At 44.0% G+C, this 13,554-nt stretch carries 14 protein-coding genes; 5 read left to right on the top strand and 9 right to left on the bottom strand.

The genetic code is table 11. The features are described from left to right. Positions 1-156: 156 nt before the first annotated feature. From FTW16_RS06470 to folA, 3 genes are read left to right on the top strand one after another with little or no spacing between them, the layout of a single operon-like run. A complete protein-coding gene (locus tag FTW16_RS06470) occupies positions 157-924 on the top strand; it encodes a threonine/serine exporter family protein (protein WP_146490481.1) in 768 nt (255 codons plus the stop codon). Next, positions 924-1,397 (top strand): threonine/serine exporter family protein, encoded by a 474-nt coding sequence (locus FTW16_RS06475; RefSeq protein ID WP_017062945.1) that lies wholly within the window; start codon positions 924-926, stop codon positions 1,395-1,397. The genes FTW16_RS06470 and FTW16_RS06475 overlap by 1 nt, the downstream gene beginning before the upstream one ends. 39 nt (positions 1,398-1,436) lie before the next feature. After that, positions 1,437-1,916 carry a type 3 dihydrofolate reductase gene (gene folA, locus FTW16_RS06480; RefSeq protein WP_146490482.1) on the top strand — a complete coding sequence of 160 codons (480 nt, stop codon included), beginning with the start codon at positions 1,437-1,439 and terminating at the stop codon, positions 1,914-1,916. A 78-nt stretch (positions 1,917-1,994) separates the two neighbouring features. Here the strand turns inward: folA and FTW16_RS06485 are convergent, their stop codons facing one another. From FTW16_RS06485 to lptD, 6 genes are all read right to left on the bottom strand, one after another. Continuing rightward, on the bottom strand, positions 1,995-2,798 hold the full coding sequence (locus FTW16_RS06485; RefSeq protein WP_146490483.1) for a symmetrical bis(5'-nucleosyl)-tetraphosphatase: 804 nt from the start codon (positions 2,796-2,798) through the stop codon (positions 1,995-1,997). A gap of 29 nt (positions 2,799-2,827) precedes the next feature. Then, positions 2,828-3,208, bottom strand: coding sequence for a Co2+/Mg2+ efflux protein ApaG (gene apaG / locus FTW16_RS06490; protein WP_004735899.1), 381 nt, complete (start codon positions 3,206-3,208; stop codon positions 2,828-2,830). Positions 3,209-3,296: 88 nt separating this feature from the next. Beyond that, positions 3,297-4,112, bottom strand: coding sequence for a 16S rRNA (adenine(1518)-N(6)/adenine(1519)-N(6))-dimethyltransferase RsmA (rsmA, locus tag FTW16_RS06495; RefSeq protein ID WP_017632191.1), 816 nt, complete (start codon positions 4,110-4,112; stop codon positions 3,297-3,299). Continuing rightward, positions 4,109-5,098 (bottom strand): 4-hydroxythreonine-4-phosphate dehydrogenase PdxA, encoded by a 990-nt coding sequence (gene pdxA, locus FTW16_RS06500; protein WP_061019093.1) that lies wholly within the window; start codon positions 5,096-5,098, stop codon positions 4,109-4,111. Before pdxA ends, rsmA begins: the two co-directional genes overlap by 4 nt. Beyond that, positions 5,088-6,383, bottom strand: a complete 1,296-nt coding sequence (gene surA / locus FTW16_RS06505) for a peptidylprolyl isomerase SurA (RefSeq protein WP_146490484.1) — start codon at positions 6,381-6,383, stop codon at positions 5,088-5,090. The genes pdxA and surA overlap by 11 nt, the downstream gene beginning before the upstream one ends. A 43-nt stretch (positions 6,384-6,426) precedes the next feature. Beyond that, positions 6,427-8,760, bottom strand: coding sequence for an LPS assembly protein LptD (gene lptD / locus FTW16_RS06510; protein ID WP_146490485.1), 2,334 nt, complete (start codon positions 8,758-8,760; stop codon positions 6,427-6,429). A gap of 149 nt (positions 8,761-8,909) precedes the next feature. Between lptD and djlA the strand changes: the two genes are divergently transcribed. Both djlA and FTW16_RS06520 read left to right on the top strand, forming a co-directional pair. After that, a complete protein-coding gene (gene djlA, locus FTW16_RS06515; protein WP_146490486.1) occupies positions 8,910-9,764 on the top strand; it encodes a co-chaperone DjlA in 855 nt (284 codons plus the stop codon). Positions 9,765-9,823: 59 nt separating this feature from the next. Further along, entirely contained in the window at positions 9,824-10,369 is a 546-nt protein-coding gene (locus FTW16_RS06520) for a DUF924 family protein (RefSeq protein WP_146490487.1), read from the top strand. 97 nt (positions 10,370-10,466) lie between these two features. Here FTW16_RS06520 and FTW16_RS06525 read toward each other — a convergent pair whose 3' ends face one another. From FTW16_RS06525 to leuC, 3 genes are all read right to left on the bottom strand, one after another. Continuing rightward, positions 10,467-11,249 (bottom strand): DUF547 domain-containing protein, encoded by a 783-nt coding sequence (locus FTW16_RS06525; protein ID WP_146490488.1) that lies wholly within the window; start codon positions 11,247-11,249, stop codon positions 10,467-10,469. A 183-nt stretch (positions 11,250-11,432) separates the two neighbouring features. Next, on the bottom strand, positions 11,433-12,035 hold the full coding sequence (leuD, locus tag FTW16_RS06530; protein WP_017632198.1) for a 3-isopropylmalate dehydratase small subunit: 603 nt from the start codon (positions 12,033-12,035) through the stop codon (positions 11,433-11,435). Positions 12,036-12,049: 14 nt separating this feature from the next. Next, on the bottom strand, positions 12,050-13,462 hold the full coding sequence (gene leuC, locus FTW16_RS06535; RefSeq protein WP_146490489.1) for a 3-isopropylmalate dehydratase large subunit: 1,413 nt from the start codon (positions 13,460-13,462) through the stop codon (positions 12,050-12,052). Positions 13,463-13,554: the final 92 nt, after the last annotated feature.

Here is a 13,554-nt window from a genome sequence, read left to right on the forward strand (position 1 = left end):
TTTCTCATAACGCATCGGTCGCTTCTTACAAGTACACTGATAGTTTTATTAAACCGCAATGAAAATTGCGGTTTTTTTGTATCTAAATCATTATGTACAGTCGGATTTTAATGCAGAATTTATTTCTAGAAATTTAACGCCTATGGGAAGGAAATCATGGCACTAAAGCAAAGAGCGATCTCAAGACTTGTCGCTCAATCAGGACAAATGTTACTGGCACACGGAGCTGAAAGTACACTGGTCGGCGATATTATGCGCCGTATCGGCATTGCTTGTGGGGTGAATGAGGTTGAAGTCGCACTGTCAGCCAATGCGCTCGTTGTCACTACCGTGATGAATGATCACTGTATTACCACCACACGAAGCTGTGCTGATCGTGGCATTAACATGCAAGTGATCACTGACATTCAGCGAATTTGCATCATGATGGAGAAGGGAATTCTCGATTATGAATTAGCATATAAAAAGATTCAAAACATCAGCCCTGAACGCTACAACCGTTGGCTAGTGGTTGTGATGATAGGGTTATCGTGCGCCTCTTTTAGCCGTCTTGCGGGCGGAGATTGGCAGGTATTCATGATGACTTTTATTGCTTCAGCCTGTGGCATGATCGTCAGACAAGAAGTTGGCCATCGTCATTTCAATCCTTTATTAAATTTTGCGATCACCGCATTCGTTACCACTACCATCTCTGCTCAAGCAGTACTTTACAATATTGGCGGTCAACCCACGATCGTGATGGCTTCATCAGTATTGATGCTAGTACCAGGCTTTCCTCTGATTAACTCTGTTGCTGATATGCTCAAAGGCCACATTAATATGGGGTTAGCGCGCTTTACCATGGCCAGCTTATTAACTCTGGCAACGAGCTTGGGTATTGTTGCAGCGATGAGTTTATCTGATGTTTGGGGATGGGCGAGCTAATGAGTATTTTCGAACTGTTTTTAGGTTTGCTCAATGATATGTTTTTCGCCGCGATTCCTGCGGTTGGATTCGCATTGGTGTTTAACGTCCCACAGCGCGCGTTAATTTATTGTGCATTAGGAGGCTCTATTGGTCACGGTAGCCGTTACCTGATGATGCACTTTGGTATTCCAATCGAATGGGCGACATTTTTCGCCGCGACGGTAGTTGGTATGATAGGGGTTCATTGGTCACATAAACTGTTAGCGCATCCTAAAGTATTTACGGTTGCTGCCTTGATTCCTATGGTCCCAGGCGTGTTTGCCTTCAAGGCAATGATTGCTATGGTAGAGATTAACAGAGCTGGCTACACTCCCGAGTTACTGGCAATGTTGATGGAGAACTTTTTGAAATCAATGTTCATTATCGCTGGACTAGCGGTTGGCTTAGCTGTACCCGGGCTGTTATTCTACCGACGCAGACCTATCGTCTAGCATCAAATCTCTCTCAGTTAAGGACAGGACTTTCGATTTATGATCATCAGTATGATTGCAGCAATGGCCAATAACCGTGTAATAGGTAAAGACAACCAGATGCCTTGGCACTTGCCTGCGGATTTTGCATGGTTCAAGCGCTCAACTATGGGTAAGCCTGTAGTCATGGGGCGTAAAACCTATGATTCGATCGGTCGTCCTTTACCTGGCCGATTAAACGTTGTGATTAGCCGTGATGAGAGCTTAGAGATCGAAGGGGTGACAACGGTTACTTCTATTGAAAAAGCTCTGGATCTCGTTAGTGATGTTGAAGAGGTGATGATCATCGGTGGTGGTTCAATCTATGAAAGCTGCCTACCTAAAGCAGACAAGTTGTACCTGACCTATATCGATTTTGATGTTGATGGCGACACTCAATTCCCAGACTGGGGAGAGGGTTGGAAACAAAGCTTTAATGATACTTATCAAGCGGATGAGAAAAACAAACACAATATGGAGTTTGTGATTCTCGAGCGTTAACTGTGGTTATTAAGAGTTAGGCTTTGAAAAATGCTTGCGTTACTGTACCCAGCAGCGCAAGCGTTCGTATCTCTGTTTCTATAGCGCTTTTTGAGTAAAAAACTGTTTGTCTTCCCAGCGAAGTGCGGTTAAGTCTCCTCCCCAAACGCAGCCAGTATCAAGTCCAATCACGTCTTTTCCGTTATAGCCTTCAAGTGCAGCCCAGTGTCCAAAAACAACGGTTTTATCGAGCTTTATGCGTTGTGGAAGGTCAAACCACGGTACTAATGGTTCATCGGTAATTTCATTGGGTGGTAGCTTACATGCCATGTCGAGTCGACCATCTTCAAAACAGAAGCGCATTCTTGTTAGGCTATTGATTGCATAGCGATAGCGCTCAATATCATGTAAATCCTGATGCCATAAATCAGGCGTGTTGCTGTACATGTTTTCGATAAGCCATTGCCATCTGTCTGACTTCAGCAAGGATACTATCTCTCGATTTTCGATACGTGCTGTTTCTATGCTCCATTGCGGTGAGATACCCGCATGGCACATCACGAACTCCGGGTGTTCCTGAAGCAAAGGTTGTTGCCTTAACCATTCGAGTAGTAATTCACGATCTTCAGCATCAAGAATCGCTTGAGTCTTATCTTTTGGTTTCGCTGGAAATAGCCCTAAGGACACCGCCAGAAGGTGTAAGTCGTGGTTGCCTAATACAACCTTAGCTGCGTCACCAAGGCTACGAATAAAGCGTAGAGTTTCCAATGATTTTGGGCCTCGAGCGACTAGGTCTCCAGCTACCCATAAGGTATCTTGGTGTTTATCAAAGTTAATAACTTCAAGCAGTAATTGAAGTTCGTCGAAGCACCCTTGGATGTCTCCGACAATATAATTCGACACAATAATTTCCTGTAGATACGGATGTACGGCTAATTAAGAATATTAGGGATTGCGAGTCTGAATGGGTCAACTTCGGTAATAAAATCAATGCCCTTGTTATCGGTCATCACATAGTGACCTTGCATAACGCCAACAGGGGTTTCGATGACAGTGCCACTTGTGTAGGTGTATTCGTCGTTGGCTTCAATCACGGGTTGTTGCCCAACCACGCCATCACCTTCAATGGTGAGCTGCTTGCCGTTAGAGTCGGTAATTAACCAGCGGCGAGACATCAGCTGCACCGTTGTTTTACTTAGGTTTTTGATGGTTATGATGTAGGCGAAGACGTAACGGTTCTTCGTTGGCTCAGATTGCTCCTCTATGTATTTAGAGTGAACCTGGCATTTGATACAAGGCGTAGATATATCCATATTCGCACCTTTTGTTGTTGGTATACTTAATGTAATTAAAGTATTACATAAAAAAGGCTCCTAACCGAAGTGTAGGAGCCTTTTTTATTTATTTATCAGCGTTGTGACTGTCGTGCAGCCAGTTTGCCATGTCGACAAACTGCTCGAGCGTTAAGTTTTCAGGACGCATACTTGGGTTGATACCAAGTTCTTCAAGTACTTCCTTATCAATTAAGCTCTTGTAGCAGTTACGAACGGTTTTACGACGTTGGTTAAAGCCTTCACGACAAACACGATCTAACCATTTTAGATCTTTTGCTGGGTAAGGTAACACTTCGTATGGCTGCAAGCGTACAACTGCTGAGTCTACTTTCGGTGGCGGAACGAAAGCCGTTGGTGGCACTTCCAGTACTGGTGTTACTTTGCAGTAGTATTGAGCCATTACAGTAAGACGACCGTAAGCTTTGCTGCCAGGACCAGCAGCTAAACGGTTAACCACTTCTTTTTGAAGCATAAAGTGCATGTCTTGCACGTCTTTATGGAATTCAAAAAGGTGGAACATCAATGGTGTAGAGATGTTATATGGCAAGTTACCAAAGATGCGTAGCTTATTGTTTGGCTTAACGAGCTCTTGGAAGTCGAACTTCATCGCATCGCCTTCGCGGATTGTTAGCTTATCAGCCAAATCCGGATGGTTACGAAGACGCTCTGCAAGGTCTCTATCCAATTCGATAACGGTAAATTTATCGACAAGCTTACCCACAGGCTCAGTAATAGCGCCTAGACCAGGGCCGATCTCTACTAGATTTTGACCTGGTAGTGGGTTAATGCTCGATACGATGCCATCAATAATGTATGGATCGTTAAGGAAGTTTTGACCAAAACGTTTACGCGCTTTGTGTCCTAAGTGGACATCATTTCTCATTGCTTTTTCTCTACTAATTCAATGGCGTGCGTGAGCGCTGTTCTAAAGCTCCCTGTATCGGCTTGGCCTTTCCCTGCCAAGTCTAAGGCGGTACCGTGGTCGACTGATGTGCGAATAAACGGTAAGCCAAGCGTGATGTTCACTGAGCGACCAAACCCTTTGTATTTCAATACCGGGAGTACTTGGTCGTGATACATACCTAAAACAGCATCTGCATCTTGCAAATATTTTTCATTAAAGATGGTGTCTGCTGGCAATGGGCCAACTAAATTGATGCCATCTTTTTGGCGAATTTTTTCTAGCGTCGGGGTGATGGTTTCTATTTCTTCACGCCCTAAGCAACCATCTTCACCAGCATGTGGATTCAAGCCACACACGTAGATAGTTGGTTTCTCAATAGCAAATTTTTCAACCAAGTCTTTATTCAGAATAGCAATAATTTGCTCTAATCTGTCTTCGGTCACTGCTTGAGATACATAAGCTAGTGGGATGTGCGTTGTTACGAGAGCAACACGCAGCCCTTCAGTTGCCAACATCATCACTACCAGTGGTGTATTGGACTTCTCTGCAAAGAACTCGGTATGGCCACTAAAAGCAACGCCAGCTCGGTTAATTACACCCTTGTGAACAGGGCCGGTGACAATAGCATCAAATTCATCATTCATACAGCCAATTGCTGCGGTTTCTAAAGTATTTAATACGTAATGGCCATTAGCCTCGTTGAGTTGGCCCGCAATTGCCATTTCAGCAAGTGGAATGTGTTTCACTACTAGTGTGCCAGCACGTTGAGGTTGCTTAGCCGCGTTTGCGTCGTAATCTAGCAGATCCACTTCGATACCAAGCACTTTAGCTCGTTCAGCTAGCAGTGTCTTATCGGCACAGACTACAAGTTGATGAGGCCAGCTTTCTTGAGATAGAGCCAGAGTCAGATCTGGACCTATCCCCGCGGGCTCTCCTGCAGTTATGACAATACGTTTAGTTGTCATCTTGGTCGTCCTCAACCATTTCCACAAAGGCACTTGCTCTCACTTCTTGTAGCCAAGCACCAGCTTCTTCATTGAATTTACGGTTAAATAGAATTTGGTAAGCTTTATTTTTCAAAGCTGAATCAGTACGGTCTACTTCGCGACGGTCTAGTACTTCAACAATGTGCCAACCGTGCACGGTTTTGAATGGCGCACTGATCTTACCTTCGGGTAGTGTTTCTACTTGGTGTTTGAACTCTGGTACATACAAATCTGGCGTTTGGTAACCTAGCTCACCGTCTTGTACTGCAGAACCTGGGTCTTGGCTGTATTGTTGAGCAAGGTCGCCAAAGCTCGCTTCACCTGCGTTGACACGACGAGTGATTTCTTCAAGTTGCTCTTTGGCACCGTCATCACTCAAGATGACCGTTGGCTTAATCAGGATATGACGAGCATTAACTTCCGTTACCGCTACGGTTTCTAAGCCTTTCACATCTTCAATTTTTAGAATATGGAAACCAACGCCGCTTCGGAAAGGACCTATGATGCTGCCTTTATTTTGCATTTTGATTTGATCAGCAAAGATGGTCGGCATCTCTTCTTTGCGCATCCACCCCCAATCACCACCTTGTAGTGCTTTAGGACCTTTAGAGTAAGTATATGCCATGGTGCTAAAATCTTTGCCTGAGTTCAGTTCTTCGACAAGTTCTTTAGCTTGGGCTTCTAGCTCTTCTTTGGTTTGGTCATCATTGAAGCGAAGCTGAATGTGTCCAATCTTGTATTGAACGGTTGCGTTAGTCTCTTGCGCTAAGATATCCGCTAGGTTATCGACCTCTGCAGGAAGGATGTTAATACGACGGCGAACTAGAGCATTGCGAGCCTCACTTGCCGCAATTTCTTTTCTTACTTGCTCTCGAAATGCATTGTAGCTAAGGCCTTCTTCAGCAACCGATGCGGTAAGTTGTTCTACCGTTTGGTTGTTGTCTTTGGCGATACCTTCAATAGCTTGATCAAGTCGAGCATCATCAATACGAACACCGATACGTTCCGCTTCTTGAGTTTGAATAGTATCGATGATCAGTTTTTCAAGCACTTGCTCGTTGAGCACGTCTTGTGATGGCAGTGTTTGACCGCTTTTTTTAGCGTTTGCACGCAGCGTCTTCATAGAAGCATCGATGTCACTTTGTAAGATAACGCCTTCGTTAACGATAACTTTTACGCTGTCTAGCTCGATCGGCGCTGCATAGCTTGTTGATAAAGTACAAGCTGCTGCAATGGCAATTAATGTGCGTTTCCACAATGTCATGTGTAATCCTTTAAATTTACTGATGTCTTATCAGTAAAGAAAATTAGTTGTTTAAGAAGAATGGGCGACCGTAGCTTAGCGAGTTGTCGGAGCTGCTATCCCCAACTGCTCCAGAGTCAGAACCAATGTTGGTACCAAAGCCTACAATACCGAAGTTAACGCTGAAGTTATTTTCATATTCAGGCGTAGTATTTGGATTACTAATGTTATTTGTCAAACGGTTACTATAAGTAAAGCCGATGTACCAACAATCCGATCTGTAGTTTAAACGAGCTAACCACTCTAGATCTTCTTGTGTGGTTAAGTCATAGAAATATTGAGCACTGGTATTCCACTTTGGCGAAATTTGGTAGGCACCGAGTAAACCTGCTTGAGATATACCATCTCTTGTTATTGATGATACGTCAAAATCTACAGTTTCATTTATGTATTCTTCTGTAACGTAGCGATAGTTGGTTTGTATGTAACCACCAGCAAAGCGGTATTCAAGTGTACTATTGGCTAATTGCATCGAAGATGAGTCAATGTCGTATTGCACGCCACCATGGTAGAACAGATAGTCATCGTAGTTGAAGTCCATTTCGATAGCCCAAGAAGAATAATTAGTTTTATCATTAGATCCTTCACTGCTCAGGGTTTGTTTTGTATCTTTATCAAAATAGAATATTTGACCAAATGATATATTTAGTCTTTCTTTGTATTCGTCATCAAAGAAACGAGATGAAGCCCCATAACTGACTTGGTTTGCAGCTGCGATACGGTCTACACCACTGTATTTACGGCTTCTAAATAGACCGTAATAATCGGTTTGTAACAGCGTAGTATCATAAAGACCAATATCGCTTTGATCTTCTTCTGGCACGTAAAGATACTGGACTTGCGGTTCGAGTGTTTGAGTATAGTTGCCAACAATAGTGGTGTCGCGTTCTAGGACGATACCTGCGTGGCTTCTAAACTCTGGAATAACTCGGCTTACCGATTCTTCTAAGCCTTCATAATCAGAACCCGCACCTGTATCAACGCCATCAAGATCTTGTTGATAGTAAGTACCAAGTAGTCGAGCTTCTGTGGTCCAAGTACCCCAAGTATTCCCTACTGGGATGGTAATACCGGGTTCCACGTGAATACGGTTCGCCGATGGCTTGCCTGCAGCGTCGGTATCAAATATTGAGACATGACTTATCATGTCGAAGTCTAAGTACTCCATCACCTCAGGAGCATAGTAATTGTACTCTAGCTGTGGCATTAGGCGGTAAGGTAGGTTATTACTTGTAGTCAGAACTTGGAAATCTCGAACAAGTACCGATGCATCCCAGTTTTGGGAACGGTATGTCGCTCGGCCTTCCTGAAGTAGTTGGCCATCTTCACGATTACCAATACCAGAACTTAGATCGGTAAAGTAATCAATGTCGCTGACTTTTGAGTAGTCGACTTCAAACAACCACGATTGCTGGAATATCCCTGAGTGCTGAAGTTGAGCTCCCCAACGGTCGCCTTTTTCTGAGTATTTTTTGTCATCCGGTAAATACTCAGACTCGATACTACCTGAGCCAAAGTCGCTCAAGTAACGGAATTTACTGTTAAGTTGTGTGCCACGCTCTTGCATGTACTTAAAAGTGGTTTCTAAGTCGTAGTTTGGTGCTAAGTTCCAATAAACAGGGATTTCAGCTTCAAAGCCATCACTTGAACCGTATGACACGGTTGGGTACAGGAAACCTGTTTTACGTGTATCGCCAATAGGGACAGTTAGATAAGGCAGATAGAAAACTGGAACGCTCTGGATTTCAAAGCGTGGGTTATAAAAGGTCGCTTGCTCTTCGTCTTGGTCGACATCGATACTCGATGCTCTTAGACGCCAAGCGTTGTCACCAATCGGGCAAGAGGTAATCGAGCCATCTTCAATCTCATAAACCGCTTTACCTGTTTTTGCGATATAAACAGCATCTCCGCGACCTGGTTCGCAAAGAAATTCGTAATCGGTATTTTCTAACGTCATCTCATCGGTAGTCAGATTGTTGGTTGCTCTATCTGATACTGACTTGATTTGACCGTCACTAAAGTTTACGTTGCCTTCAGCTACAACGATATTTTCTTGTTGGTGTAGGGTTACGTTATCAGCAAGGATGGTCTTGTTCCCTTGCGTAACTCTTACGTCACCTGAATATATAGCCTTGTCACCATTGATAGCTTCTAAGCGATCTGACTCAACGTGTGCGGGTAGCTGTGTCTCGTTTTCTGCAGCGGGTTCGATCAAGCATTGATCTATAGAGGGCATTTCCTGCACACTACTATTGGTGATTGTTTCAGCTTGAGTTGTCGACACGTATAACGCCGTACTTATAGACGCGGCTAACAAGGTGCGGGAAAAAGATTGCATGAAGTTGAACTATCCTGTGTCACTAGATGAAGGGTTGATCTAGTATCAATCCAATTAATAAAGCATTTTCCTTATGATAAAGGAAATATTAGCATTCAGCATCATCAGACAGCATTACTCAGATAAAATTCATAGATAGAGAACACATAATGCAAATATTTGGCAAAATTTTGGGCGCGTTTTTTGGCTTTTTATTTGGAGGGCCGCTCGGTTTAGTTTTTGGTCTGTTTTTAGGACATCAATTCGATAAAGCTCGCCGATTGAACCAATCTGGATTCAATAGCTCTGGTTTTGGTCGAGGGCCAAGTCAAGCAGAAAGACAGAGTGAGTTTTTTAAATCCGCTTTTGCGGTTATGGGACATGTTGCTAAAGCGAAGGGGCAAGTAACACCAGAAGAGATTCAGCTTGCTTCTACCATGATGGAGCGCATGAACCTACATGGAGAGCAACGTAAAGCGGCGCAAGATGCTTTTCGTGACGGTAAAGAGAGTGACTTCCCGCTGAGCGACGTACTTGAGCGAGTGAAAATCTCATCGGGTGGTCGTTTTGATCTTCTACAGTTCTTTCTTGAGTTGCAAGTATCTGCTGCATTTGCTGATGGGAGCTTGCATCCAAGTGAGCGTCAGGTCTTGCATAAGATAGCTCAAGGTCTAGGGTTTTCTGCAGAGCAATTAGAACGCCGCTTGCAGATGCAAGAAGCTGCATTCCGTTTCCAACAGCAAGGCGGAAGCTTTGGTAGTCATCAAGGCCATGGGCAATCATCAGGTTGGCAACAGGCTTCACAGCAGAATCAGCTTGGCGATGCTTTTAAGGTACTAGGTGTGAGTGAGAGTGCCGACGGTAAAGAGGTCAAGAAAGCTTATCGTAAGCTGATGAATGAGCACCACCCAGATAAACTGATGGCGAAGGGCTTGCCTCCAGAGATGATGAATGTTGCGAAAGAGAAATCGCAAGAGATTCAAAATGCTTATGACCTGATAAAAAAAGTTAAAGGTTTTAAGTAATCGAACACTAAAGCGAGTCATGACATTAAATGACTCGCTTTTTTATTAAAGGGAATTATATGACGGTAACGTATCAGGATGTTCTAGAGTTTTGGTTCGATGAGTTGACGCCTAAAGATTGGTTTACTGGCGGCGCCGAGATTGACTCTTTGATAGAGTCTCGATTTTCTGAACTGCACAAAACTGCGACTCAAGGTGAGCTGTTTGAATGGCGACAAAACGCACAAGGGCGATTGGCAGAGATTATCGTGCTTGATCAGTTTTCTCGAAATATTGGTAGAAACAGTCCGGCAGCTTTTTCGGCTGATCCGATGGCGTTGGCTCTAGCGCAAGAGGCGGTAGCGGGTGGTTTTGACCACCAACTTAACGAGCAACAAAAAAGTTTCCTGTATATGCCTTATATGCACAGTGAGTCTTTGTTGGTCCATGAACAAGCCGTGGAGCTCTTTTCTCAAACGGGATTAGAACATAATTTGGATTTTGAGTTTAAGCACAAGATTATCATTGAGCGATTTGGTCGCTATCCGCACCGAAATGAAGTGTTAGGACGAACTTCGACTCCTGAAGAGGTTGAATTCTTGCAGCAGCCAGGTTCAAGTTTCTAGTTTTAGAATTCAGTGAAATAGATGAAAAGAGGCTAGTGGTTGATAAAACCCTAGCCTCTTTTTTGTTTTGCTTTAGTTATGAAGTTTAGCGTTAGAGCTAGTTAGCTTGGTTGAGCGACCAGTCATAGTCATAACTGATATTTTGAGTATTGGCGACTGCTTCTGTTCGATATTGGTCTAAGTGTTGAATGAGTTGTTTCTCTGTACCAAAATCCACGGCAAACCATTCATAAATCGATGATAGCTGGAGCTTATTATTTGTAACCAGTACGCCTTTGTCACTGTTTACAAACTCATGAGCAGCTTGCTCTAGCAAGGTTTCAGTATTGTCAGAGGTAAAAGCATCAGGCTGCAAGTTAGGGCAACTTAGGCTGGCACAGTTAACTGCATAATGCGTGCGTGGATCTTGCCAAATCGGTCTTAGGATTCGATGTTCAATATCGTTGAGTGTCAGTGACTTACCGTTTACGACTACTACATCATCTCCCCACGGCCCGAAACTAAATAGTCCGCCAAGTTTAGTGATGGATTTTATCGGGTAGGCATCAAGAATCAAATCGACAGTCACGGCGTTGTATAGGTTAACCCAATAGGCATACTGCTCTGCTTTTGAATAGTCGAGCGGATTAACTTGTTCGAGTTGCTTGATGTATTGCTTGAGCTTTTTTTTATCGGCAGTGTTCACTGCTTTATAGCGAACTAGGGTATTTTGCCCTTGTTTAACTAGGTAGTTATCGAGAAATTGCTGCCAATCTTGGTGAGATACTTGTTCTAGATTGGTTTCATTGCTTTGATTCCAGTACGGCCAAAGATCGGATTTAGGCGCAGACCAAACTAAGGTTGAAAAAAGTAGGCTGATAATAACGAGTAGTTGTTTCATGGCATTCTCCTGATGACTGACTACTAAGACCTTACGCTTTACTAATTTCTTTCATGGCTATTCAGTAAAATTACACATCAGAGTTTAATAGACGCATTAAACTAAAGCTCAACCAAATAAAAAAGGTTGGCATTGAGCCAACCTTTTCGATTTTTGAAACTGTTTTTCTATTTCAAGGCTTCTTTATTTTAGGAAGCTTGGAATCTTTTCTTCATACGCAGAAATCTTATCAGCGTGCTGCAGTGTTAGGCCGATGTTGTCTAAACCGTTCAGTAGGCAATGACGACGGAACTCATCAATTTCAAATGAGTACTGTTTGCCATTTGCGCTGACTTTCATTGCTTCTAGATCAACGGTAACTTCAGCACCTTCATTTGCTTCGACGAATTGGAAGATTTCATCCACTTCTTGCTCAGTCAATCGAACTGGAACCATTTGGTTATTGATCGAGTTACCGTAGAAGATGTCTGCAAAGCTTGGCGCAATCATCACTTGGATACCGTAATCAGCAAGTGCCCAAGGTGCGTGCTCACGAGATGAACCACAACCAAAATTCTCACGAGCCAGTAGAATCGAAGCGCCTTGGTAGCGAGCCTCGTTCATCACAAACTCAGGGTTTGGCTGTTGACCAGCGTCGTCGAGAAAGCGCCAATCGTGGAACAAGTGTTTACCAAAACCAATGCGGTTCACTTTTTGTAGGAACTGCTTTGGGATGATCGCATCAGTATCGATGTTGGCCGTATCTAGAGGAACGACTAATCCGGTGTGTTGTTGAAAACCTGACATGTTAAATCCTCTAATTAAAGTTCACGAATATCGACAAAGTGACCAGCGATCGCTGCAGCTGCAGCCATTGCTGGGCTAACTAGGTGCGTTCGACCATCACGGCCTTGGCGACCTTCAAAGTTACGGTTGGATGTAGAAGCACAGCGCTCTTGTGGACCTAGACGGTCGTTGTTCATTGCAAGACACATAGAGCAACCCGGTAGGCGCCATTCGAAGCCTGCTTCTTTGAAGATTACATCTAAGCCTTCAGCTTCAGCTTGAGCTTTTACTTGCTCAGAACCCGGAACAATAAGCGCTTGCACATGTTTTGCAACTTGGCGACCTTTCGCTACCGCTGCTGCTGCACGCATGTCTTCGATACGAGAATTAGTACAAGAACCCACAAACACTTTATCAACGTTGTATTCAGATAAAGATTTACCAGCTTCAAGGCCCATGTAAGCCAGTGCTTTTTCCGCCGATGCTTTTTCAACAGGATCTGCGAAGCTTTCTGGTGCTGGGATTGGCGTGTCTACCGAGATAACTTGACCTGGGTTTGTGCCCCAAGTTACTTGTGGTTTGATGTCTGCTGCTTCTAGCGTCACAACCGCATCGAACTCTGCGTCAGCATCGGTTTTTAAGGTATCCCAGTATTGGATTGCTGCTTCTAAGTCTTCGCCTTGTGGAGAGAACTTACGACCTTTGATGTACTCGTAGGTTGTCGCATCTGGAGCAATTAGACCGGCTTTAGCACCAAGCTCGATTGCCATGTTACATACCGTCATACGACCTTCCATCGTAAGGTCAGTAATTGCCTCACCACAGAATTCAACAACGTAGCCAGTACCGCCAGCCGCTGTTGTTTTACCGATGATCGCTAGCACGATATCTTTTGCAGTTATGCCCGGTGCTACCTTACCTTTTACTTCGATCTTCATCGTTTTAGCGCGAGCTTGTTTTAGAGTTTGAGTGGCTAGAACGTGCTCAACCTCAGAAGTACCGATACCGAATGCTAATGAACCAAATGCACCGTGTGTTGCTGTGTGTGAGTCACCACATACGATAGTCATGCCTGGCAGGGTAATACCTAGCTCAGGGCCCATTACGTGCACAATGCCTTGGTATTTGTGGTTTAGGTCGTAAAGCGTTACACCAAACTCTTCACAGTTCTTCGATAGCGTTTCCATTTGGATGCGAGCCATCTCACCAGAAGCGTTAATGTCTTTGGTTTGGGTTGATACGTTGTGATCCATGGTCGCGAAAGTTTTGCCGACTTGGCGAACTTTACGGCCTTTTTCACGCAGGCCATCAAATGCTTGAGGTGACGTTACTTCATGGACTAGGTGACGGTCGATATAAAGAATTGGCGTTTCGCCTTTCGCTGCAACTGCAACGTGTGCGTCGTAAACTTTTTCGTATAAGGTTTTTGCTTGCTGGTTTGTCGACATAGCTGTTCTTCCTTGGGAGCATCAGTCCCAGTGTTTGTTTCGAGCCAAGTCATGCGGTTTAAGCTGACTTGGCTTGATATTATTCTTATGTA

It is taken from the genome of Vibrio sp. T20 (assembly GCF_007858795.1).
GTDB classification, from domain to species: Bacteria; Pseudomonadota; Gammaproteobacteria; order Enterobacterales; family Vibrionaceae; genus Vibrio; species Vibrio satsumensis.